The following is a 24,162-nucleotide window of genomic DNA, read 5'->3' as shown; positions in this document are numbered from 1 at the left end:
TTAAATAACATACAATAACTATCCCTAAAGCTCGTTTTTAAGCCAAACAACTAATCACAACTATGAAATTTTTAAGAGCCCTTTACTTCTCCGTTTTTATTTTATCAGCAGTTACTTTAATGCAAGCTTGCAAGGCAAAAAAGATAGCCCAGGCAACACCTGTAGCCGTAACTGAAACGCCTGCACCTGTAGCGGCAACACCAGCACCTGTAGCAGCTACACCAGCTCCTGCGCCCGCTCCGGCACCGGTTGAAAAACCTAACTATAACTTTGCCAACATACAATTCGAGTTTAACTCGGGCATATTAAAAACAGCTTCTTATCCTATTATGGATAAAGCGGCAAGTGAAATGAAAAAAGACCCGTCAGTAAATTTTGTACTAAACGGCAATGCATCGGCAGAGGGTACAGACGCACATAACATGTCATTATCTGTTGAAAGAGCTACGGCTGTAAAGGCGTACCTGGTTAACTCGGGCATAAGCGCTGATAACCTAACCGTTAAGGGTTATGGCGATAAAAAACCTATAGCAGATAACGCTACCGAAGCCGGCCGTGTTAGAAATCGTCGGGTTGAGATAAAGAAACAATAGTAGTTCCTAAAGTTTTATTGGTTAACCTGTTGATATTTAGGTAAGTGTTAACAAATAAATGATACTCCGGTAACGTTTTTGTCATGCGTTATGCTTTATCTTTAGGATATGCATTAACGAGTACTAAAAAACGAGTTTTATGACCTGGAGAAAGTTTAGCGGCGAGATCATCCAATTACCTATTATTGAAGAGGTAGAACAAGTAATTGAACGGGAAACCTTGCTGGGTAACAAGCTTAAAGTATGCATCGGCACCGACTCGCAGGTTAAAGGTGCTATAACCGATTTTGCGACTGTAATTGTTTTTTTGCGCGAGGGCAGGGGCGGCTTTATGTTTATCCACCAGGAACGCACATCGCAAAAGATGAGCATTAAAGAACGGATGCTTACCGAGGTGCAAAAATCAATAGACATTTCTTACAAACTTTGCGACCTGCTTGACCTGTATGATGTTGATCTGGAAGTGCATGCCGATATTAATACCAACCCTATGTTTAAATCAAACCAGGCCCTGCACGAGGCTATGGGTTATATATTAAGCATGGGCTTTGTATTTAAGGCAAAACCAGAGGCCTTTGCCAGCTCATGCTGCGCTAATAAGATGGTGCAATAACAAAGTTGATTTTGATGGATATTTTTTATCTTGCATAAACATCACGTTATGAAAAGATCAGCCTTTATCCTGCTCACATTGCTGGCTCCGCTATTTAGCCGGGCACAACAAGTCGACCCCACAACTTTTACCAAAGTAGGCGACACTGCACCGATGTTTGATTTCAGCATAACCAAAACACAAAAAGCCAACTTAAAAGATTATCGCGGTAAAATAGTAATGATCAACTTTTTTGCTACCTGGTGCGGCCCCTGCCGATTGGAGCTACCACGTGTACAAGCCGAGATATGGGACAAGTATAAAGACAATCCCAAATTTGCATTATTTATTTTTGGCCGCGAAGAAGGATGGAACGTAGTACTGCCTTTTAAAGAAAAATATCATTACACATTTGCCATGCTGCCTGATGAGGGACGCAAAGTTTTTGGCTTATATGCTACGCAATCTATTCCGCGTAATGTTGTAATTGATGAAAATGGTAAGATCCTATATCAATCTATAGGTTATAGTGAGCCTGAATTTAAAACGCTGCTTAACCTGCTTGATGCTAAATTAAAAACGATAAACTAACAACAGGCAATTACTGGCTGAGTTTTTGCGCTGATTGGAGCGTGAAAACCTATCTATTTAAATTTGAGCAAAACCTGCCCATCCCCCTGGCCGAAACCTGGGACTTTTTTACCTCTCCGTTAAATCTTGTAAAACTTACTCCGCCGCAAATGCGGTTTGAAGTAACATCGCCCTATGATGCTAATAACAGGGTGTATGAAGGTATGATCATCACTTACAAAATAACACCGTTGCTGGGTATAAAAATGAACTGGGTGACCGAGATCACTCACGTAAAAGACCAGGAGTATTTTGTAGACGAACAACGCTTTGGCCCCTACGCATTATGGCATCACGAACATCATTTTAAAGAAATAAAGGGCGGCGTACAGATGACGGATATTGTAAATTACGCAATTCCGTACGGTGTTATAGGCCGTTTAAGCCATAAGCTGCTGGTTGGTAAAAAGATCAAAAAGATATTTGATTATCGCGCGAAAGCGATAAATGAAATGTTTGGGGTGTATAGAAATTAGGTGAAATCCTAATGTCATTTCTCACTGCGTTTCGAAATGACAGCGTTGTTAGGGGTTAGATTTGACAACTTTTAAAAGGTTGTCAAATTTTCGGAGTAGGGCATACTTCTTACTTACAATACTTCATCACCGCATCCTTACCTGCTTTTGATCCCAACACTGCTGCGGCATTAAAATCTGTACAGGCACCGGCTCTATCATTTTGGTTGATCTTAGCCATGCCACGCTTTAAGTATGATGCCGGATTTTTGGTGTTTAAGCCGATAGCCAGGGTATAATCTTTTATAGCGGCATTAGGGTTTTTTAAGTTGAGCTCGGCATCACCCCATAGATTATAAATAGCCTCATTTTTAGGGTCGAGCATTATAGCATAGCTAAAGTCTTCTTTTATACGCTCGGCATCGGGCATAAAGCTTTTGGCGTAGCCCCGCCATGCAAATGCTTTTATATTGTCCAGGTTTATAAATAAGGTACTGTTATAATCGTCAACAGCGCCCTGGTAATCTTTGGTAGCCAATTTAACGCTTGCCCGTAAAAAGAAGGCTTCGTCATCATCATCGCGCAGCAATACAGCTTTGTTAATATCTTTAAGTGCGCCCTCGTAATCACTAAGCGCTATTTTTGCATGTCCACGGTTTTGGTAAGCTTCTGCCGATGCGGTATCCAGCGTCAACGCTTCATTATAATCTTCTATAGCGCCGGTAACGTTGTCCAGGTTTTCGCGGGCAATGCCACGTTCTATATAAAAGCCGGCAACTTTAGGGTCACGGGTTATTAAGTTATTAAAAAGCGTCTGTAACTCGTTAAAAAAACTACCCTTAGCCATTAACTGACCAAGCCGTATATATAAATAGTTATCGCTGGAATTAAGATCGCCCAGCTTTTTAAAATCTTGTAAAGCACCCACCCGATCTCCCATCCTAAGGCGGGTGCCACCGCGTTTTAGATAGTTTTCTGTATTGCCGGGATTATCTGCTATCGCTTTATTATAATCTGCTAAGGCGGCATTATCATTTCTAAGTATGGTATTTATATCGCCGCGTATGGAAAAGGCGAAGTCATTCAAAGTATTAATCTCGATAGCGGTATTAATGTCTTTAAGTGCACCGCTGGTATCATTAAGCTTTAGCTTGATCCTTGACCGGGTTATAAACGCGTAACTGTTTTTTGCATCGAGCCCTATTGCCTTGTCCGCATCGTCAGATGCATCATCATACAATTTAATATTAAATTTTGCATCGGCACGGCTTTGATAGGCCTCGCTGTTTGGCCTTAATTCTATCGCTTTATCAAAATCGGCAATAGCACCTTCTTTATCGTTAAGGTTATTTTTAACAATACCATCGTATAAGTATAGGTCGGCATTTTTAGGGTCTGCTTTTATCCGGTCGCCAAAAAAGTCAAGCGCGGCTTTAGTATCGCCGTTTTTGGCCAAAGCATTTGCCAGGTACTTATAAATGTTGGGAATTTTGCTATCTATCGAAATTGCCCTTTTATAATCTTCAATGGCCTCGGCATATTCATTAATATTGCCATGTGCATTTGCACGATAAAAAAAAGCGGCCGCGTTTTGCGGATTCATGGCCAGTGTTTTGGTATAATCAGCAATGGCGCCTTTAAAGTCGGGCATATTACCTTTGGCGTTGGCACGATAAAATATAATATCGGCATTTTCAGGGTCGAGTTTTGCAGCTCTGTCATAATCAGCAATGGCACCTTTATTATCGCCTAAATTGGCTTTGACAACACCCCTGTACTCAAATAAAGAGGGGTCATTAGGTGATATTTGGATGGCCCTGTTAAAGTCTTCGATAGCGCCTGTATAATCTTTTAAATTAGATTTGGCATCGGCGCGGTAATGGTATAAAATGGCATTCTTCGGGCTAATGGCGAGAGCCTTTGTATAATCTGCCACGGCTTCCGCGTAATTTTTATTGGCGTTGTAGGCATTGCCACGATAGTAATAAGCAAACATATTTACCGATGGTGGATCAAGCTCTATAGAGCTGGTAAAATCTTTTATAGCCGCGGGGTAATTATTAATTGCACTGTAGGCGTTAGCACGGTAAAAATAGATCTTCGCGTTTTTACCGTCCTGTTCAATAGCTTTGGAAAACTCGGCAATAGCGCCCTTATAATCTTTTGCACTTACTTTTGTATTACCCTGTTGGATATAAGTTTCTGACGACTGAGCAAGGCAGTAAAAAGGGAAAAGAAATAATATAAGTAATGATCTGAGCATGTTTTTATACGCTAAAATGGCTTTATAATAAATGATGCCGATGCACTTGAACCATCGCCGGTGTTGCGTCCGTTAATAAATTTACCAGCTGATAAAAATAATGATAGCCGCTTGCCGAATGAATAGCCATAACTTAATGATACCTGATTAAAGGCAAAGTTTTTATTACTGGCTATATGCGTAGGGTCATAGCCGCTGCTAAGAGTACTTGTTGAGTAAAAGCCACCCAGAGAAACGGAAACCTGGTGTTTAAATCGCCTGTCGAGTGTTAGGCCAAACGTGGCGGTATATCTATCTTGCAAAGGGCCGTATGTTCCGAAATACTGCCTTATGCCATTCTCCAGGTTAAAATAATAGTTTTTACCAAGTAGTTTGCCGCTGCCCCCAAATGATGCCTTTAATTCTGCGCCTTTTTCGCCATAACCTAAATTAACATTGTTGATGTACATGGGAAGTATAAAAGTGCCCTGTACGGTGAAATAATAGATGTAATTAATATTGGCCACATAATATCTAATGCCTGTTTCCAGATCAGTTAATCCATTTGTTTGGTTGCTGTAGCCATTGTTATCATGATAGTTGTTTATAACATACGGTAGTAATGCTACAAAGGTAAAGCGCCTGCTTATACCATATTCTGTATATAAAGAATAACTGGTAGACCGGAACTGCCCGCCCGCTGCAAACGGACTAAGCGTACGCAACGAGTCCCAACCTTTGTTTGCAAAGAAATAATTTATAGACGGTGATAATAATAAACTACCGGGCCTAACCGGGAAACTGCCGGCATAGCTATTATTTTGTGAAGCGAAGAAAAGTATTACTGCAACAAGCAGGCACCTTAGCCAAGTTTTAGTAATTTTCATATCATTAAAATAATAATGTAAATGTCTCATGCATCCAACGGATGCCTTCAAGCTTCTTCTTTATTTTTTATTCGATCGTGTCTAATCCTTTTATTAACTAAAAAAACAATCCAAACTGGTCATGCATCCACGAGTTCTCCAGCTGTATGTACAGCGGGCTAACATCATGTCCCAGGTCTTTAAATATCATTATCTTTTTTTGCGTTGATATACTATTAAAAACCACAAAATCATTTGTTGGCGGCACATAAGTATCCAGTAAGCCAACACTCATTATAAATTTGCATTTAACATTTGGCGCAAAATTTTTCACATCAAAATAATCAAGGTTATCCATTATTTTATTCAATGATAGTCCAGGCTGGGTTTTAAGATAGGTATTGATAGCGCTAATTGGAAACTTAACCCGCTTTATCAAGCTGCGCATATCAGCAAATATGGGGCTTTGTGCCGAGCATAGATTAACCCTTTTGTCTAAACTGGCAGTAGTAATAGCTAAAAAGCCGCCCATACTACCTCCCTTTGCAAAAATGTTATCATGTTTAAGCTCCGGCCTTGTATAAATAAAATCCATGGCCCTTATACAATCCATAATTACACCGCGCATTACGTATTTGTTTTTGTCCTCGATGTTATGGACCACAAACTCGTCACGCCGGGTATTGATAACATCCCGGCTGTTACCCTGGCCACGTACGTTTAAAGTAAGAAATGCCAGGTCGGGGTCGTCTATGGTCATAATAGGCGAAAGATCTATCTGGTAACCCGGCAAGCCAAGTACTATCGCAAATTTTTTGTCAGGATTTTTTGAAACAGGCTCTGTTAACCAACCCCTGATGGTAATGTTATCTAATGATTGCATTTGCACCAAGTAAACGTTACAGGTTTTAGTGCTCATTTTGGGCATGAAAAGAACCTGGAATTTAGGTTTTACTTTAGCCAGATCATCCTTGGCTTTTTGCCAATAGGCATCAAAATCGGCAGGCTTTTTTACGGTTGATGTGATCAGTTCGGGCTTTATGCCAAAGGCTTTATGCAGCGTGTCATCATAATCAGTTATATTGACCATGAAATTTACTCTATAAAAGCCAACGCCTTTACCCGGAATATCGAAATTGTATTTTGCCGTTGCTTTTTTAAGTACGCTTATTTTTATCGAATCCGTCCGTATTTTTTGGCCGTTTTCGTCAACAACATCATAACTTATTTTACCTTGCTGATCATTCTCTGTTGGATTTTTTACCTCAAAGGTATATTTGGCTATTTCGTCAAAAATGGCATTTTTATTGGCTGCGGTAATTAGGGTCGATATTTCGGTATTGTCAGCCTTGCCGGGTTTTGTTTCGGTGTGAGATTGCGCGTTGGCTGTAATTATCCAAAACGGTTGCGTTGCCGTTAGTACAATTAAAAAACAAACAAATTTTATAAATCTCATCACGTTCATTTTATCTCTGCAGAGTCATTATCAGGGTTACGCGCTTTATTCTTAATCAAAAAATCCGATTTACGAATGTAATGATTAAGTGGTTCCTCAATAGTTTTAAATAGTAAAATAGATATCGCGTTTAACAAAATAAAAGCATAGAGCAGGTTTATCTTATCATTCTCAAAAGGCGAGTGCCAATTAATGCCCCATTTATCATATAGCGCAAATACATAGTCATTTAACCACTCGGTGCCTGTATGTATCAGGTTATATAGCCAGCCTAAATGTATCAGGTAAAATATGTACGAGCTTTTACCCAACAGCTCGATAAATGGATTGGCTAATACTTTTTTTAAGGCGCTGGTTTCTGTTAATAGCCCATAAAAGAATAAAGCTACCGCAATACATAAAAAGTAGTTATTGGTTATAATACCTGTAGGGCTTTCAACACCTGCTGCCCAGCCCTTGGGTATAGGTTGAAAAGCCATTACCAATACACATAAAAATATCAACAGAAAACCTAGATAGGTATACACTATTTTATTGGTGCGCTCAAAGCCCTTGTTTAATACAATGCGGGCCAGTTGTACGCCTACAAAAAACTCAAAGCATCGCCCAAAAAAGGTAAACAGCATTACAAAAGGGAAGTTGCTGAAGAACCCATACCAATCTACATGGCTAAATATCAATACCATCACTATGGCGAAGGCGGTTAATATTATGGGCTGTATATAAAACTTGCTGTATTTTTTGGCGATGAGAAAGATAATTGGCGCCGAAAAGTAAAAGCATTCCTCGACCGTTAAGCTCCAGCCTTGCGCTATGCCGGTATCCCAAAAACGATAAAAGAAACCACGTATAAACGTAATGTTCATCACCATTAACCATATTGGGTTTTGGTAGCCTTTGGTTATGCTTTCGTCTTTAGTGATAAAGTAATAAACAAAGGCGCAAATGGTCAATATGGCATACATGGGATATATGCGCGCTACCCGGTTTTTTAAATACTGCTTAAACCAATCGACAGTTAAATGAAAGTTTTTATAGTACCTAAAAGTTATTAAAAAGCCTGATAGTACAAAGAAGATAGATACCCCGATATGGAACTCGCCCAAAAAGCGTTGCACAATGTGAGGAAAAGTATCATCAAAAACGTAGAAATAGTGGGATACAAAAACAAGATAAGCAGCCAGCGCGCGAACCCCGGTTAAGGCCGGAATATAGTTTTGAACAGGTTTTTGTACCAACAGACCGTTAAATTAATTTTCTCTAAAATACTTGTTATACCTGTAAGTGCAAAATCAATGCCGGGCCCCCTCTAAATCTCCCCCGGTAGGGGAGACTTTTGATTAGATTTAAATAAAAAGATTATGAAAACTATAAAGTGGGCTTAGCGCGATGGCAAGCTCCCCTACCGGGGGAGATTTAGAGGGGGCTGATTGCACTCCCCTGCACTACACCGCTATTCAAGATCTTTTGGTCTATGTAGTATTGTATTTCAGATTTTTTGAGGCCCCAGTTTGGAGCGATCAGCAGTTCGCGGTCACTAAGGCCGAATAAGCGTTGGATCACCACATCGGGCCTTACCAGGGGTAATAACTCGCATAAAAACCCGGCGTACTCATCCAGGCCGAAAAGCTTAAATGGTTCGCGTTTGTATTTTACACCCATTACAGAGCCTTCAACAATATGCAGGTGATGGAACTTTACAAATTTTATCTGCGGATGGCGGTTTATTTCATCGGCATATTTAAGCATCATTTCCCTGGTTTCCCAGGGGAAGCCGAAGATGGTGTGTACACAAATATCCAGCTTGCTATTCTCTACCAGTTTAAGGGCGGTTAGCAGGTCGTCATGGCTGCAGCCACGGTTTATCTGGTCAAGCGTTTCATTATAGATGCTTTCCATGCCCATTTCCAAGTCTACATCGAAGCGGTCGGTATAGCTTTCAAGCAGGGCTATTTTTTCGGCATCTATACAATCGGGGCGGGTACCTACTGATAGGCCAACAATGTCGTCGGTGCAATAACTTAGCGCTTCGTCATACAGGGCTTTTAGGTAATGTACCGGCGCATAGGTATTGGTATTGGGCTGAAAGTAGATAATAAACTTATCGGCCTTATTGCCCTTGCGCGCACGCTCCATGCCCTCCATAACCTGTTGCCTGATGGTAGACGCATTGCGGCTAACCGATGGCGTAAACGAGTCTACATTGCAATACGTGCAGCCGCCGAAACCTTTACTGCCATCGCGGTTGGGGCAGGTAAAGTTGCCATCAACAATAACTTTAAACACACGGTGGCCGGGGTATTTCTCTTTAAGCCACGGCCCATAGTTATTATACCCCTTCTCCCAAATACTTGTTGATGTGTCTGTTAATTGCATTATGTTTTGTGATTTCACTGATTATTTTGTGATTTCACCAATGGCAAAGATACGGATTGATGTGCAGATATGCAGATGAATGCCGCGATAATGAAAATAGCCGCCGACCAAAAAAGGCCTCAGGGTGACAGCCTCCAGTTTATTATAACTCTACCACTACCGGGTGATCACTCAAACTTAAAGCGATCTCGTTAACATTTTTTAAACTTTGATTAGCGGATGCGCCAACGGTAGGGTCATAAACCTTTACAGAACTAAACTTTTTACCCAGGCTAACCTTTACCTCGTCAGTCCCGGTAGCTTTCTCATCCCATATTACTAGTTGAAACTTGCCATTGCTGTTTTGCAGCAGTAGGTCATGCACGGTTTCGGGTTGATTAGCTATGGTATAAGCTAATGCGGCTGGTTTTTTTAATGAGCCTTTATCGGTTAAAATAGTAGTTAGATTATGCAGGTAGACGGCTGCTTTACGCGGTGTATAATCTTTCTGATAAAAGCCGAAGGTTTGATTGCCGCTTTCGTCTGATCTGTCCCTTAACAAATAAATAGCCGTATAGCTCCATTTGCGTTTAAACTGCGATAAATAAAGGTTCGTGTATAAGCAAGCCTGTTTTTCTTCGGATACTTTTTCGCCGAGCGTTACGCCGGTTTCGGTAGTGACTTTGGGCAGATCAATTAATTGCTCTGCGGTATAGCCTTTAAACTTTTTAGCCCAGGTTTTGCCGTAATTGCCAAACAGCCCGTCAACCTTGCAAAGCGGACCGGGGTCAGCAGCGTTCCAGGTTTGGTTGTCGTATAATCCGGGGTGCGATGGGTGCAGGAAATAGTTGTGGCAGGTAGCGTAATCGGCATACTGGGTGCCATCGGGCATAAGCGCGCCAGTACCGGTTGGTATTTGCAGGTATTGCAGGCCTGTATTATCGGTTTGCGCGCCGCTTTCGCTGATGCTCCAAACGGGGAACGGGTTTAATGTCGCATCAGCTTTAACAGCTTTGTACATATCGTTTTGCAGTTTGGCTACGGCCAGCCAGGTTAGGTTTTTACCACCTTTTTCGCCGTGATAGGTTAGGGGCCAGTTATTGGGCTCGTTAACGCCTTCAAAAGCTAATAGCGCGCCCGCGTTGGCTAACATTCGGCCGCCGGTTAGCAGGCGGTCTATATTGGTGCCGCCGCTCATTAATCCATAACTGAATTTAACGCCTGTTTCGCGGTGCAGGGTTAGGTAGTCGCTTTCAGTCGCATTGCCTTCGTAGCCTGATCGGATCCATCTTATCCCGGTATATTTTATGGCTTCGATGGTTTTTTCCAGCTTCTCGCCACGGGCCGCAATAGCCGAGTTTATCCCAATGCTATTCAAAAAATCATTTGTGTTTATAGCCACTACTTTTGCAGGAGCAGGCTTATCCGCAGAAAAAAATATAGTTAACGGCAAAGCCAAGGCCATTAAACTTTTAGGTAGGATAGTAAATTTCATTACTTAATAAATTAGTAACGCCAAGATAGAAAATTTATGGCGATTGCTATGCCAACAGCCGACTGTCTCGTCCCTGAGTGGATGGCCACCCTCAACGTCACGTCATCCCACAAACATAGGATGACGCGCGAGTTGAAGTGGTAATAGTTACTGTATTTTTACTGATGTTACTAAATCATTAGCCGTTGGTGTAAGATTTGGGAAATGCGGTGTATCTGCATTTATTACCCACGATTGCCCCAGGTAATTATCATCCTTGTACATGGTAACCGTCCATCCTGGCGGTACCGTTGCCGATGATGCCCAATCATTTACAAAACCCATAGTTTGCAATTGCGATATAGTGTAATTACCCTTAGGGATAATACCGCTGCTGGTACCACCATATAGCGTGTTCTGATAAAATACCACGCCCTGGTACTGCTGCATAAAGGACACCAAACTGCAAGCCTCGTAAGTCTGGATATAGCCTGTTGGGCAAGCCACCGCATAGTTACGGTAAGTAAGATTACGCGCAGGATCACGGTTGGCCCAGCCGGTATCTACATTGGTTAATATCCAACTTAGGTATTGGGTTTGTTTGCCATCATTTATCAGCTGCATTATATAATCGGCGAAGATGGCTTTCATGGTGCCTTGCTCGTTAAAGTCGCCTTCGGCGGGGAGGATGCCTTGCGCGTTACACATATTGTTTTTAACGTAATCGGCATAACGGGTAGCGTCTGACAGATATGCGCTGTTACCGCTCTGTTTGTATAACGCGTAAGCCGCGCCAATAGCGGTACCCGAGTTATAGGTATAATCCGTTCCGCCCGGCGGGTTGCTGCCAATTTTATTATCATACACCTGGCCGGTAGTGGTATTGGTTAAATTGGCTTTTGCCCAGGTATAAATAGATTGTGCTTTGGTTAAATAGGCGCTATTGCCGGTAATATTATATAACCGCATAGCCGCAATAACCGTTGGGAAGTTAATGCACGAGTTTTTACCAGTATGGTTAAAATCCCAAAACATGCCGCCGCCTACAGAATCATACGAGCCTGCCCACACCCTATCGAAACCCGCCGTGGCATTGGTAAGGTAGGCTGCATTGTTGGTTATCTTATAGGCGCGTGCAAGCGCGTTTATCCACCACATCATATCATCATAAATAAACCATACGGTGGTATTGTTCCAGTTATAGGCAGCGTATTGGTTTGATCCGCCGGTGTACATATCGGTAATGCGGGTCATATCAGCAGTGGCCTTGGTGCGGGTGTACACATCCATTGCCATGTCCCAGAATATGGCCTGCGTCCAAATGGCGGCAAGGCCCGTTTTTTGGGTGGTGCCATAATACAGTTTAGCGGTAGGGTTGTAGCAAGCCGTATTAAAGGCATTGTAAGCCGTGGTAGCATCGGCAGGGTCCCAGTACACAAATGATTGCCCCGAGGTTACCCCAGACGGCACCGAACCCAGCGTAGTTTTACCGCCCGGCGCGGCACCTTCTTTTTTACTGCAACTTAACAATGCTAAGCAGGCAGTTAACAATAGGATACTTGTTTTCTTCATAATTGTAAGCATTAGTGGTTTGTATTAGTGTTTGTTTGATTAATTACTCAATTGGTTTAACGTAATTTGTAGACACATTACCACAAGCTATCAACAGGCATGCTTGCAAATGGGGTATAGCAAGTAAAGCCCGTTTTAACAACAGCTTATATCAACAACGCAACAGTTTTATTCCGATAACTACCGGGACAGGTTTAAAAATTTATTGGTTTTCTTTATACGCAAGTGGCTAACTAAAAGATGCACCGATAGTTAATGCATCATTAACCAATGCGAAAAGTACGTTTGAAACATAACATAAAACAAAAATGTCATTTCGAACCATGGTTCGAAATGACAGGAGGAGTGGGACGGTGAACGGATTGACCTAATTACATCCCCACCAAGGTATAAGTTTTACCGGCAACGGTTGGCATATCATATAGCAGGGTTGGCTTTTCGCCGGGTGCTTTTAGTTGTGCTTTGTCTGATATGATGGGTTTAGCGGTTTCTTCGTTTTGATAAAAGAAGTTAGTATTTGCGCCTTTGGCGGATCTTAACGCGCCGCCAACCAGCTTAATGCTATTTGGTACACGCAACCTGCAATTACCACCTACGGTCGACTTAATTTTAAGCTGAGCTATTTTACCATCCTTCCATTGCATGCTCACAATCTCAAAACCGCCACGGGCACGCAGGCCGCTGATGGTTCCGGCTGGCCAGGCATCGGGCAGGGCAGGTAGCAGGTTAAGGGCACCATCGGCGCTTTGCATCAGCATTTCACTGATGCCGGCCGCACAACCAAAGTTACCATCAATCTGGAACGGCGGATGCGCGTCAAACATATTAGGATAGGTTCCGCCCCCATTGTTAGAGCTGCCTTTGTTTTTACCCGTTGGAGTTAATTGGTTTTGTATCAGTTTAAAAGCATGGTTTCCGTCAAGCAATCGTGCCCAAAAGTTAACTTTCCAGCCCATGCTCCACCCGGTTGATACATCGGTACGATAGATCAACGAGGTACGCGCGGCATCAAACAGCTCGGGCGTGCGGTATGGCGATATCTGGTTACTTGGGTACAACCCATATAAGTGTGATATATGGCGGTTATGGTCCTTAGGGCTATCCAGATCATGCAGCCACTCTTGCAATTGGCTGTACTGGCCAATTTGCATAGGCGGTAGCCTATCACGCGCGGCCTTTAGTTTGGCGGCAAAATCCTGGTCTACATTTAAAATTTTAGCGGCGGCCATTACCTCGCTGAATATATCAAACACCAGTTGGTTATCCATAGTAACTCCGGCATCAATATTAATACCGCCGCCATAGGCCTGCGGGCCATTCTCCGGCGATACAGATGGTGCTATCACCAGCCATTTATGCTCAGGCTCCTCAACCAAAAACTCCAGGTAAAACTGTGCCGCACCGCGCAACGCGCTGTAAACGGCTTTTAAATACGCTTTATCGCCATTGTACATATAGCGGTCCCATAACTGCGTGCTTAACCATGCACCGCCCGATGGCCAAAGGCCCGAGTAAATACCGTCTACGGGGCCTGTAATGCGCCATAGGTCGGTGTTGTGGTGGGCTAGCCAGCCGCCAACGCCGTACATGTCTTTAGCGGTTTGTTTACCGGTTACGGCAAGGTCTTTCACCATTTGTACCAGCGGCTCGTGCATTTCGGCAAGGTTGGTTTCCTCGGCGGGCCAGTAGTTCATTTCGGTGTTAATGTTGATGGTATATTTACTGCCCCAAGGCGGGCTCATTTCTTTGTTCCAGATGCCTTGTAAATTGGCTGGCTGGCCGCCGGGTTGTGACGATGAGATCAGCAGATATCTTCCAAACTGAAAATACAGCTCTACCAACTGCGGATCATTACCGCTGGCGAAATCATTGATACGGGCATCAGTCGTGTTTTTTATGGAGTCGGTTTTACCTATGTCTAACTTAACCCGGTTAAAGAATTTTTGATAAGCGGCAACATGATTGTTCAGCAATGTCGCGTAGGCGATAGGCCAGGCTTTATTTAGATAAGCGTTAGCTCGTGCCGATTCGTCAGCGCTAATATCATCATATTTTACAAAGTTAGTTGCGATGGATATAAACAACGTAGCAGCATTGGCTTTTGATACGTTGACCGAGGTGTCAGACGCGGCAACTTCGCCGCCATCCAGCTTAACCCTTACAAGCGCCTGGAACTTATCCTCTCCCTTTACACCGTCACGGTTACCCGATACACCCGATAATACCAACTCATCCTTACCCTTAGTAACAACAGTTGACTTTTGGGGACTAGACATAGCCGCCGAAAACGTTAAACTACCCGGCTTGCTTGCCGATAAATGCACCACAATAACCTGGTTAGCATTTGATGCAAATACCTCGCGTTTATAAGTTACACCATCAACCACGTAGGTGGTGGTGGCTATTGCTTTTGATATATCCAGATCGCGGTAATAGTTTTGATATTGCTCATGTCCGGGGAAGTTAAGGTACAGGTTGCCCACCGGCTGATAGCACATACCGTTATCTTTATTTGAGCGCATGGCTTTGGTGGCAATGGCCGCGGCTTCTTTACGCTTATTCTCAAATATCAGCCGTCTTACCTCGGGTAAGGCAGCTAACGCGCCTTTGCTGTCATTACGGCTTGGGCCGCCGCTCCATAACGTGGCTTCGTTTAGCTGGATAGTTTCGCGGGCCGGGTTGCCATAAACCATACCTGCCAAACGGCCGTTACCAACCGGCATGGCTTTTTCCCAGGTTTTCTCGGATGGTTTATTATACCAGAGTTTTAAATCGTTTTTTTGCGCAAAGAGGCTAAGGGTTGTACTTAACAGCACAAGCGTCAGCAAGGGTTTTTTAGGACTCATAATTTTGGTTTACTGTGCTAAAGCTATTCAAAATTTTAGTCATATCCGTTCATTTCTAAACGGTTGTAAATAAAATATTACAGATATAAACCGTTATGATATTATATTTACACCATACCATCCATTAGTAAACTTTTTTGTCGGATATTTTTTAAGACTGGTAAGCCATAATTAATTAGCCTCCTTTTTAGCCTGGTTAAGTTTTAAACTACCATCTCCAATACCGCCGTTTGCGTCAACACCTGCTATTTTAACGGTGTACTTTTCTTTAATATCCTGCTTATAAATATCAGGTCGGCTCAGTTGTTGGCGCATTATTCTACCTTATATCTGTAAACTTGCCTGGCTAATGCGCCATCGGCGTTAATACCTTCAATGGTCACCCGGTAAGTACCGGTTTGGTCGCTATTAAAATAGCTTACTTTGATTTGGCCGGTTGGCCCGGTTAACACCCTTGGGTTCCAGTAAATGGTGCTTCGCAGATCGGCTACTTTTGAGCCAGTTTCCCAGTCATATTTAGGCGAATAAAACTCTCTTGTATAATCATAACCTTTAGGCGCGTAATACACAATAGACGGATCACTAGTTTTGCGAAAATAACCGCTCTTTGTAAAAATGGCTATCACAGCAGGGGCAACGTTTTGCGAGCCGCCGCCCGATCTTTGAAAGTTTAAGCCACCTAATAGCTTAGCTGATATAGCCGGACTTTCGTGCGAGGTATATACTTTATCAATATCAAGCGGACTGCCTAAAAGTAAAGATTGATATTCGCAGGGCTGTATCAGCATACGGTCTATCATCACGACGTAGGGCGTTCTGTTAAAAAACGGTACCCAAAGCGGGCCGCAATCATCACTGTTTACCTGGTCAAACCTGATGCGGCTCTTATACATCTCGTTTAAACATTCCATTAGTGTGGTGCAAGGCATGCGGCTATCGGGCCTAAACACTTCATCGGCCTGGCTTTCGTTAATATTGCCCGCGCCGTATTTTGCCCTGGCGGCTCTTATCTGTACTTCTCTTAGTTGATGCGCACGGGTTTCAAATCCATATTTGGCCAGCTCCTGATCTTGCTTTATATTGTTTTCAACGGATGTTTTTATCAATGTGGGGATATCGGCATTTACATCGCCTAAGTTGTTGTTTGGTGTTAACGGTGTTTTGGTTACGCGGTCAACCTCGGTAATTACCCGTTTACCACCTTTGGGTGTGGTGCCTTGTATGGTAAAATCAATGCCATTAGTTATCAGCAGGTTGCTAAAACTAAATCGTCCATCGTTATCGGTAACTGTATCCTGCACAAATCGTAGCTTGTTGTTTATCAGGATCACTTTGGCGCCCGGTACGGGTTTATGGTTCATGGTAGTTACCCGGCCTGTTACTGCATTTACCAATTTCTCGGCCTTATAGACAGGGGCCGCAACATTACCCGTTAAGATGTTTTTCCATGCAAAGCGTCTGTAACCTTGGGTAAGCATTAAAATGTCCAGGTTCGCACGGGTTTCGGCATTGGGGTTGTAGAAATAATAGTTGGGTTTTTCTATATAACCTTTAATGTCCGAACTTAATAGCAGTTGGGAAAAAATAGTATTCTCGCTCGCCTCATCTGATGGTACTGCCGTCTCGCTCACTACCGATACGGAGAAATTACCGCCAACGGGCCTGCCTGCTCCATCTTTTGCATCAATACCCAGGTCAACTTTTTCGCGCCGGTTATAAACCTGTTTAGGGCTGTTAATTTTAAGGTTGATGTTGTCTTTATTTTGGATAAATACAATGCGCTCATTTAAAGGGTCGCCGTTTGAAGTAAACAAAGTAAACTGCAATATGCCCGAAGGAACCTCGTCTACAGGTAAGTATATAGCGGTCATCCCTTTACTAACCGGCACATTGGCCGAGAAATAAACCTTACCACCCGATTGCCCGATAAGGCTCAACATGCCGCCTTGCTTTAAACTACCCGGCGCAGCATTTATCCTCACTAATACAGAATCATTTTTAGGCGTAGCATACACCGACAAAGTGTAACCCTCATTAACTGCATCGGGCAGTTTTATGGTGTTTATGGAACCATCCGGATAGGTTACTTTGGCGCTGTAGGTTTGGCCCGCCTCGGGTGTAAAATAAAAATAGCCCATGCCTAAATGTTTAAGGCCCAGTTGGGCAATTTCCTTGTTTTGATTGTCGATAACAGTGCCGCTTACCGCAACACCTAACCCATTAGTGCCGGTAGCTTTAAAGGCGACTTTGCTTTTTACGCCATTAACTAAATTGCCGCCCTCCGGGAAAAACTGAACATCGGTTTGCAGCGATGCTGTTTTAATAGGGAATGTTTTGGCGACTGTTTCGCTGGCGTTAACACTTAACTTGGTTAAGATGTAAGAACCGCTCAATTCGCCCGGTTTTGAATTGGGCAGGTTAATGGTGATCTCGCCTTGCGCATTAGTTTTTGCGCCACTTGCTGTAATTATTTTATAACCATCTTTAAGCTGATAGCTCACATTTTTACCGGCATAGGCAATGCCCTTTTCATCGGTATATCTTAATACTGCTTTTACTTTTGTCTGGCTGCCGTTTTTGGTATATATGTAATCAATTTTAGAAAAAACGTTGTTGATAATGGAGTTGCCAATGGTGAACGTCCTGTCGTAAAAATACTCGGGGCCGGCATTGCGCATCCATTGGGTATAGGCCCTTATGCGATAATTGCCTTCGCGCATAACCTCGTTATCCAAAACAAAACTACCTACCGCCATACCCGATGTTACGGGCAGTTTTAATTCTTTCGCAACCGAGTCGCCCTCACTGAGCAGGTCGACATATAACGCGCCGCTTAGCGCCGATAGCTGGTGTTTATAGCCAATGGTGACATAAGCCTTAAACCATACTGTATCGCCAACTAAATAGTAGGGTTTATCGGTATGCAGGTACACTTTTTCCTGCGGATGGTTATAAAAATATTGCTGCAGGCTGGTAACCAGTTTGTCTATCGGGTCATCAGCTTTGGGAGTAAAGGCCAGCAATAACAATAGTAATGAGCAAAGTGTCGCTAGTTTTAGACGAAGGCTATTATGGATTTTCATGTTTGATTTGGTTAAGTTTAAAAGTGCCGTCGCCAATCCCGCCGGTTACATCAACCCCCGAAAATTTAATGGTGTATGCGCCCTTAATGTCTGACGTATAGAAAGAAACGTTTGCTTTTCCGTTTTGGTTTGTGGTGATGTTAGGTTCCCAGTATAGGGTTGAGCGGTAATCCGGCTCTGTCACTGATGATACAATATTGTATTTGGGGCTGTAAAATTGCTGTGGGTTTAATAAAGGTAATGGCCGGTAGGTAACAGTACCGGTTTTAGGGGATTTATACCAACCATTGCCTTTAACTGTAGTTATAATTATCCATGGGATAGCTGGCAAATGCATATTATATAACCGGTTAAGGCGCGGCCTGCTTTCCAATACTTCAAGCCCCCTTAAAGTTGCTATTTTGATCTCGCTCATTTCTTCAATCAGTTCTTCTGCAGAAAATGGGTCATCAATATGCAGCGGCAGCGCCCCTCCATCTATAATGATCTTACACCTCATATCATTAATCTCAGGTACTGCAAACCCACCATAATGGACAAAATCTTTTATTACTTTAAAGCCCGGCACCTTTTGTTTTAATAGCTCATAAAGGTTTATAGTCGCCGATTCTTTAATATCTTTTTGGTCATAAGCAATGTCAGAGTCGCCCGGGCCTAACGGGTTGTCTGAATCTATAATAATTTTTTTACTTTTTACCTCTACTTGTTTTAACACAATACCGGTTAGTTTTATACTGCTTTCATCGGCTGCCTGGGCTTTTCTTTTTACATAGTTCATCTGCGCGGTATCAGTATTTACATACCATGGTTTTATCAGGTCGCGTAATGTTTGGGGGATAGCGGGTGGTTTAAACTTGTTGACGTTGATATTGCCAAACATTATTTTTTTGCCGTTTTTATTATTGGCCTGGATAAAAAATGAGCCCGAATCAATAGCCGGCAAATCTTTAAACACATATATGCCATTGGCATCAGTAAACGTAGTAGCCAAAAAATTTGGTTTTTGCGATGATATCAATACCGGGGTATTGGGTATGGGTTTATTAGAAACATTTGATACACGCCCTGTAATTCTAAAATCTTTTTCCATTTCAAACCCAAGTGGTTTAGCCGGCGCGAAAACGTCCTTCCAACTATAACCCGTCCAGCCCTGGGTAAGCAACAGATTATCCAATGCCTGCCAGGCTTGTTTGTCCCTGCGGTTAGTATAATATCCTGGCGACTCTACATGTCCCTTTAGCTCAGAATTAATAAGCAAGCTGGCCATGATACCATAATTGCTCACACTATCCGGCCTGATCTGTGAATCATCCGTTACCGCAAGTGAAAAGCTACCCTGCACCGGGATACCGCTTTTATCCATAACCGCTATTTCCAATCCTACACTATCCCGTTTGTTATATTGAGATTTATTAGGCGTAATCTTGATACTTAATTGGTCGTGATTATCAATAAAAACTGCCCGTTCATTTAATGGTTTCATGCCCTTAAACAGGGTAAAGCGGGCTATGCCTGATGGGAAAATATTTTTAGGAACTACCAATTCCGTTTGATCAAGTACGACAATGTGCGAATAATATATAACGCCTCTTGAAGTACCAATCAAATAACAGGCGCTATCGGCAGGTAAATTTTTTAAGCCGGCAAAGGAAACTTTTAGCTCATCGTCTTTCTCGGGGTTGTTTATATGCATAACCGTACCTATAGCACTTATTTTAGGGAAGGTAAAGCTTTTAACAACAGGGCTGCTTAATTTTGCAGTATAAATTTCATTTGCTTCGGGGGTAAATTCAAATGATCCCATCCCTTTATATAAGGTTGTAAAAGTTGCTGCAGCTACGCCTTTGCTATTATAAATACTGCCGCTAACAGGTGTGCCCGTCCCATCTTCGGCAATTGCTTTAAAGCCGACTACCGATTTTAAGCCTGCCACCAATTTGCCGCTTTCCGGTAAAAATTGTACGTCTATTTTTGCATCGCGATTTAGATCCAACGGTATCCGCAGTATTTTAATGCCATCTGCCTTTTCGAGCGCGGTAATCATTACCGTTATCATTTTACCATTTGCTTTTTGTTTCAGGTTTTGGCTAAACCTGAGCGAGCCATCTATCCCCGTTTGCAGCGTTTCTTTGTAGATATAATGCTCATACTGATATAATGAGTCCTGGCTGTCTAAGATCTTTACCTGCACCTTTCGCAAAGCTACGGGCGTATTTAGATTGTCTGGCCGGTTTAGCTTTATTTCTACCTGTAGTTGTTCTGTTTGTCCTATAGGTTTAAGTACAGCTTTCGCATTGACCATCCAGGTGGTGGGTGCCGGTACACCCAGGTAAAACCGCTGACTAAAAACAAAGTCATCGCCAAAGTTTTGCATCCAGTTGGTATAAGCGCGTAAAGTATAGCCCCCTTCATGGAAAATGTTTCTTGTCAAAGGTATCTGCCCCCACCCCAGCCCATCCTTAATGGGGACGCTTATGCGGCGGGCAACTACAGTGCTATCATCAATAATATCAACATACAGCAGTTTGCTTAATTTAGAGGCCGTAAGATTAACCCTGTCTAGTAGATAACTTTTAAACCAAAGCGTATCGCTTATGTTGTAATAAGGTTTATCTAAGTGCAGGTATACCTTCTCTACCGGCAGGCGTTTGTTAAAACTATCCAATGGGGCGGTTATCAGCGCCAGGCTTTTATCTGCCGCAGGCAATGTTTTTATGCCGATTATGGTTTGGCCGGCCTCAACCGTATAACGATATACCTGTCTGCCCAATTCACCAGCGGCGTTTATGCCTTCCACAATTACTTTATAATTACCAGGTCCATCTGCGTTAAAATAATTGAATACAGTTTTTCCGTTAATGTCGGTTTTTAAATATGGATTCCAGTAAATGGTACTGCGTAGATCGGGCAGTTTATCGGCATTGCCAGGCCTGTCATATCGTGGCGAATAAAACTCGCGTACTTTATTAAAGCCTTTGGGCGATACATTGGCAGTGCTTGGATTATACTGTTTGCGCGTAGTGCCTAACTTAGTAAGGATCAATATATACTCGCCGCCTAAAAAATTAACCATAGCCAGGTTGGTCCTTACCACTTCTATCTTAGCGACATCTTCGGGCGGTATGCTGCCTTCCAATATTTCTGCTATTTCATCAGCAGTCATTTTCTGCCCGTCAACTATCAGCCCTACCGCTTTCTTCTCCTGCATATCTATAAAATGCGGTCGGCCGTAGCCATCCATCTCTATAATAATTCCCTGTAGCTTGGCTTCCAGGCACATTTTCAAATCAACACATCGTTCGGCCTCATCACCCAAAAAAGTAATTACTCTGTCTGCAGATCCTTCGTGTATTTTATACATTCCCTGTGGTGTAATACCGTCATCAGGTTTAAGTTTTTTTGCTTTTATCCTAACCTCTTTTAACCGTTGCACGCGGTCAAGCTGGCCGGTTTGTTCATAAATATCATCCAGCTTTTTGCCGTTATCAATATATGTTTTTAGTGTGGCAGTTATGTTGGTGCTTACATCGGCCAGGTTGCGGTTCTTGTTTAACTTTAGTTTCGGTATGGTGTCTAAAATTATTTTAACCTTATCGCTGTTTTTAACTGTGCGCGCCTGTAATGCAAATTTTATGCTATCGGTCATAAATATGCCGTCAAACTTAAAGCGACCATTGGCATCTGTAGTGGTGCTTTTCATTACATGTGCTTTAAGCGACATTAAAGTAACATTGGCGCCCGGCAGTATTTTATGCCCAAGTGTTTGTACCGTTCCGGCTATGGTAACGCCTAAACCTTCCGCCGGAAAAGCAGGTTTGATATTTACCGTACCAGCCAAATCCTTCCAGGCAAACCTGCGATAGCCTTGTGTAAGCATTAAGTTATCCAGCGCTTTGTTTACATCATCAGTTTCGGCAGTAAAATAGTAATTGGGGTTTTCTATATATCCTTTCAGGTCAGACGTTAGCAGGATGTTAGAGAAGATAGTACTTTCCAAACTTTCATCAACCGGCACTTTGCTTTCGTCTATTACCGTTACCGAGAAGTTACCTGGTACACCCTTGCCTTGGCTGTCTTTGGCATCGAGCTCAACTTGTACATGCTCTTTGCTTCTGTAGCTGCTTTTGGCAGTTTTTAAGCCCAACTGCATCAAGTCGGTACTTCTTATAAAAGCGATACGTTCATTTAAAGGCTCGCCTGCACTATTAAAGATGGTAAATTGTGCTATCCCGCTGGGGAACACTTTTTTATCTAACGAGATAGATGTAATGGCCTTTTCTATTTTTACCGGTGCCGCAAATATGGTTTCGCCGCCGGTTTGGGCGATGAGGTTAATGGTTTGACCGGTCTCTACCAATTTTGCCGATGCATTTACTCTTACCACCACATTATCTTTATCAAGCTGATATATGCTAAGCACATATCCTTCATCAACAGCCTTTGGTAAGGCTATATTTTTTATGGTGCCATCGACAAAATTTATGCGGGCGGTATAAGTTTTACCGGCCTGCGGCTTTAAGGTAAAACTACTCATGCCGGCATGCAAAGTTTCAATTGTCGCCACCTCGTTGTTGGTGTCATCAACTACAACACCTTTAATGGCAGTGCCCGCGCCATCAATACCGACAGCTTTAAAAGCTACGCGCGATGATAGGCCATTAACTAAATTACCGCTTTCCGGAAAAAACTGCACATCGCTTTGCGATAAAGAAGCTTTGATAGGGAAGTTTTTAACTACTGGAGTTTTATCAGCGGCTGTAATAGTAGTGGTGATATACGATCCGGCCAGGTTAACATGGCCATCATTAGGGATGTTGATGAGGATGCTCCCCAATGCATCGGTTTTTACATTTTTAACCCAAACTACTTTATTATTAATAATAATATTATAACGCACATCCCTATCGGCAAGCGCTTTGCCTTCGTCATTGGTGTAGTTTAAGAAAGCGGTTAATGTTGGTTTATTGTTGATGGTCTTGTACTGGTAATCGGCTTTTGTAATTATATCATTATCTGCGATGGATCCTACGGTAATAGTCCGGTCAAAAAAATAGTCCTCGCCCGCGTTACGCATCCATTGGGTGTATGATCTGATACGGTAGCTGCCTTCTTTGAAATCATCGCCCAAAATAAAATTGCCCATCACCATCCCAGAAGTAACAGGAAGTTTAAGTGACCGGACGATGGAATCCTTTTCGGTTATCAGATCAACATATACGGCCCCGCTTAATGCGGATAGCTGGTGCCTGCTGCCGATAGTCACATAGCCTTTAAACCAAATGGTATCGCCCAGCGCATAATAAGGTTTATCCATGTGCAGGTACACTTTTTCCTGCGGGATGGTGTCCGTCCAGCGCTGTAAGGACGCGACAAGTTTGCCCAAGGGGTCTTCATCGCGGGGAATGAATGCCAAAAGTATTAACATTGAACCCAATAGTCCGAATTTAACTGTAAGCCGATTTGGTTTAGCCCACAATGTTAGTACCCGCAAAAAACGGTCGACATTCATATATAAAGGTGATTAGGTATTATTGGTTAGAATAAATGTAAATATATTATTCTGACAAAGTATTATATAAGAAAAGAATATGACTTATATGTCTGTTTTTCAATAGCCTGATGAGCGTAAATGGTGAGTGAAGCGGAGGATTTAGAAATAATTATACCTGTGCAGTTGTAAAAACTGCACAGGATAACTAACCAACTCGAACTAAATAACATAGTGCCAATCCCCTAATTTGACACTACCCCTTAGTGGTTGTTTCTCAAAGGTGATATGGTTTAGATATTAATTGAAGGTAGAAATTAAAAATCATACTTTCTTGTTCATTTTGTTCACAATTACAGGAACAGCTTTTAGGAGTAAATAAGCAATGTATAATGGTAAAATCCTGATTTTAGTGTTTTAATAAGCAGTCGCCAGGCTAAATTATGAACGGGGTTTTGAAATGCATCATTATTAATGATTTTGTTTTAAAGATTTACTACTTTGCATTCT

Annotated in this window: 15 protein-coding genes; 4 read left to right on the top strand and 11 right to left on the bottom strand. The window is 42.5% G+C overall.

The annotated features are described in order from the left end of the window. Positions 1-62 precede the first annotated feature (62 nt). From JWQ34_RS00435 to JWQ34_RS00420, 4 genes are all read left to right on the top strand, one after another. A complete protein-coding gene (locus JWQ34_RS00435; RefSeq protein WP_299352301.1) occupies positions 63-593 on the top strand; it encodes an OmpA family protein in 531 nt (176 codons plus the stop codon). 139 nt (positions 594-732) lie between these two features. Further along, positions 733-1,206, top strand: coding sequence for a ribonuclease H-like YkuK family protein (locus JWQ34_RS00430; protein WP_299352298.1), 474 nt, complete (start codon positions 733-735; stop codon positions 1,204-1,206). A gap of 48 nt (positions 1,207-1,254) precedes the next feature. Continuing rightward, positions 1,255-1,776: a TlpA disulfide reductase family protein gene (locus JWQ34_RS00425; RefSeq protein ID WP_299352295.1), complete on the top strand. Its 522-nt coding sequence runs from the start codon at positions 1,255-1,257 to the stop codon at positions 1,774-1,776. A 41-nt stretch (positions 1,777-1,817) separates the two neighbouring features. Beyond that, positions 1,818-2,291, top strand: coding sequence for an SRPBCC family protein (locus tag JWQ34_RS00420; RefSeq protein WP_299352292.1), 474 nt, complete (start codon positions 1,818-1,820; stop codon positions 2,289-2,291). A gap of 109 nt (positions 2,292-2,400) precedes the next feature. Here JWQ34_RS00420 and JWQ34_RS00415 read toward each other — a convergent pair whose 3' ends face one another. The 11 genes from JWQ34_RS00415 to JWQ34_RS00365 all read right to left on the bottom strand — a co-directional run bounded on the left by JWQ34_RS00415 (position 2,401) and on the right by JWQ34_RS00365 (position 23,589). Next, positions 2,401-4,533, bottom strand: a complete 2,133-nt coding sequence (locus tag JWQ34_RS00415) for a tetratricopeptide repeat protein (RefSeq protein ID WP_299352289.1) — start codon at positions 4,531-4,533, stop codon at positions 2,401-2,403. Positions 4,534-4,544: 11 nt separating this feature from the next. Then, positions 4,545-5,399 (bottom strand): hypothetical protein, encoded by an 855-nt coding sequence (locus tag JWQ34_RS00410; RefSeq protein ID WP_299352286.1) that lies wholly within the window; start codon positions 5,397-5,399, stop codon positions 4,545-4,547. Between the two features lie 97 nt (positions 5,400-5,496). Further along, positions 5,497-6,834, bottom strand: coding sequence for an acetylxylan esterase (locus tag JWQ34_RS00405; RefSeq protein ID WP_299352283.1), 1,338 nt, complete (start codon positions 6,832-6,834; stop codon positions 5,497-5,499). Between the two features lie 5 nt (positions 6,835-6,839). Continuing rightward, a complete protein-coding gene (locus JWQ34_RS00400) occupies positions 6,840-8,072 on the bottom strand; it encodes an acyltransferase (protein ID WP_299352280.1) in 1,233 nt (410 codons plus the stop codon). Positions 8,073-8,250: 178 nt separating this feature from the next. Continuing rightward, positions 8,251-9,210, bottom strand: a complete 960-nt coding sequence (locus JWQ34_RS00395) for a TIGR01212 family radical SAM protein (RefSeq protein WP_299352277.1) — start codon at positions 9,208-9,210, stop codon at positions 8,251-8,253. Between the two features lie 142 nt (positions 9,211-9,352). After that, positions 9,353-10,684 (bottom strand): hypothetical protein, encoded by a 1,332-nt coding sequence (locus JWQ34_RS00390; protein WP_299352274.1) that lies wholly within the window; start codon positions 10,682-10,684, stop codon positions 9,353-9,355. 147 nt (positions 10,685-10,831) lie between these two features. Continuing rightward, the gene (locus JWQ34_RS00385) at positions 10,832-12,235 is read right to left on the bottom strand and encodes a glycoside hydrolase family 76 protein (RefSeq protein WP_299352269.1); all 1,404 of its coding nucleotides are present in this window, start codon (positions 12,233-12,235) and stop codon (positions 10,832-10,834) included. Between the two features lie 371 nt (positions 12,236-12,606). Further along, positions 12,607-15,081: a glycoside hydrolase family 95 protein gene (locus JWQ34_RS00380; protein WP_299352266.1), complete on the bottom strand. Its 2,475-nt coding sequence runs from the start codon at positions 15,079-15,081 to the stop codon at positions 12,607-12,609. A gap of 171 nt (positions 15,082-15,252) precedes the next feature. After that, on the bottom strand, positions 15,253-15,396 hold the full coding sequence (locus JWQ34_RS00375; RefSeq protein ID WP_299352263.1) for a hypothetical protein: 144 nt from the start codon (positions 15,394-15,396) through the stop codon (positions 15,253-15,255). After that, on the bottom strand, positions 15,396-18,164 hold the full coding sequence (locus JWQ34_RS00370) for a carboxypeptidase regulatory-like domain-containing protein (RefSeq protein WP_299352260.1): 2,769 nt from the start codon (positions 18,162-18,164) through the stop codon (positions 15,396-15,398). Before JWQ34_RS00370 ends, JWQ34_RS00375 begins: the two co-directional genes overlap by 1 nt. Next, positions 18,151-23,589, bottom strand: coding sequence for a hypothetical protein (locus JWQ34_RS00365; protein WP_299352257.1), 5,439 nt, complete (start codon positions 23,587-23,589; stop codon positions 18,151-18,153). Before JWQ34_RS00365 ends, JWQ34_RS00370 begins: the two co-directional genes overlap by 14 nt. Between the last annotated feature and the right edge of the window lie 573 nt (positions 23,590-24,162).

Origin of the sequence: Mucilaginibacter sp. (assembly GCF_028288185.1) — a bacterium.
Taxonomy (GTDB): Bacteria; Bacteroidota; Bacteroidia; order Sphingobacteriales; family Sphingobacteriaceae; genus Mucilaginibacter.
Note: the sequence above shows the minus strand (reverse complement) of the source record. Positions and strands in the feature narration are given on the sequence as shown.

Excerpts from the sequence above, each read along its gene's own strand:
- JWQ34_RS00435 (WP_299352301.1), top strand. The coding sequence starts at position 63 with ATGAAATTTTTAAGAGCCCTTTACTTCTCCGTTTTTATTTTATCAGCA.
- JWQ34_RS00430 (WP_299352298.1), top strand. The coding sequence starts at position 733 with ATGACCTGGAGAAAGTTTAGCGGCGAGATCATCCAATTACCTATTATT.
- JWQ34_RS00425 (WP_299352295.1), top strand. The coding sequence starts at position 1,255 with ATGAAAAGATCAGCCTTTATCCTGCTCACATTGCTGGCTCCGCTATTT.
- JWQ34_RS00415 (WP_299352289.1), bottom strand. The coding sequence starts at position 4,533 with ATGCTCAGATCATTACTTATATTATTTCTTTTCCCTTTTTACTGCCTT.
- JWQ34_RS00410 (WP_299352286.1), bottom strand. The coding sequence starts at position 5,399 with ATGAAAATTACTAAAACTTGGCTAAGGTGCCTGCTTGTTGCAGTAATA.
- JWQ34_RS00405 (WP_299352283.1), bottom strand. The coding sequence starts at position 6,834 with ATGAGATTTATAAAATTTGTTTGTTTTTTAATTGTACTAACGGCAACG.
- JWQ34_RS00395 (WP_299352277.1), bottom strand. The coding sequence starts at position 9,210 with ATGCAATTAACAGACACATCAACAAGTATTTGGGAGAAGGGGTATAAT.
- JWQ34_RS00390 (WP_299352274.1), bottom strand. The coding sequence starts at position 10,684 with ATGAAATTTACTATCCTACCTAAAAGTTTAATGGCCTTGGCTTTGCCG.
- JWQ34_RS00385 (WP_299352269.1), bottom strand. The coding sequence starts at position 12,235 with ATGAAGAAAACAAGTATCCTATTGTTAACTGCCTGCTTAGCATTGTTA.
- JWQ34_RS00380 (WP_299352266.1), bottom strand. The coding sequence starts at position 15,081 with ATGAGTCCTAAAAAACCCTTGCTGACGCTTGTGCTGTTAAGTACAACC.
- JWQ34_RS00375 (WP_299352263.1), bottom strand. The coding sequence starts at position 15,396 with ATGCGCCAACAACTGAGCCGACCTGATATTTATAAGCAGGATATTAAA.
- JWQ34_RS00370 (WP_299352260.1), bottom strand. The coding sequence starts at position 18,164 with ATGAAAATCCATAATAGCCTTCGTCTAAAACTAGCGACACTTTGCTCA.
- JWQ34_RS00365 (WP_299352257.1), bottom strand. The coding sequence starts at position 23,589 with ATGTTAATACTTTTGGCATTCATTCCCCGCGATGAAGACCCCTTGGGC.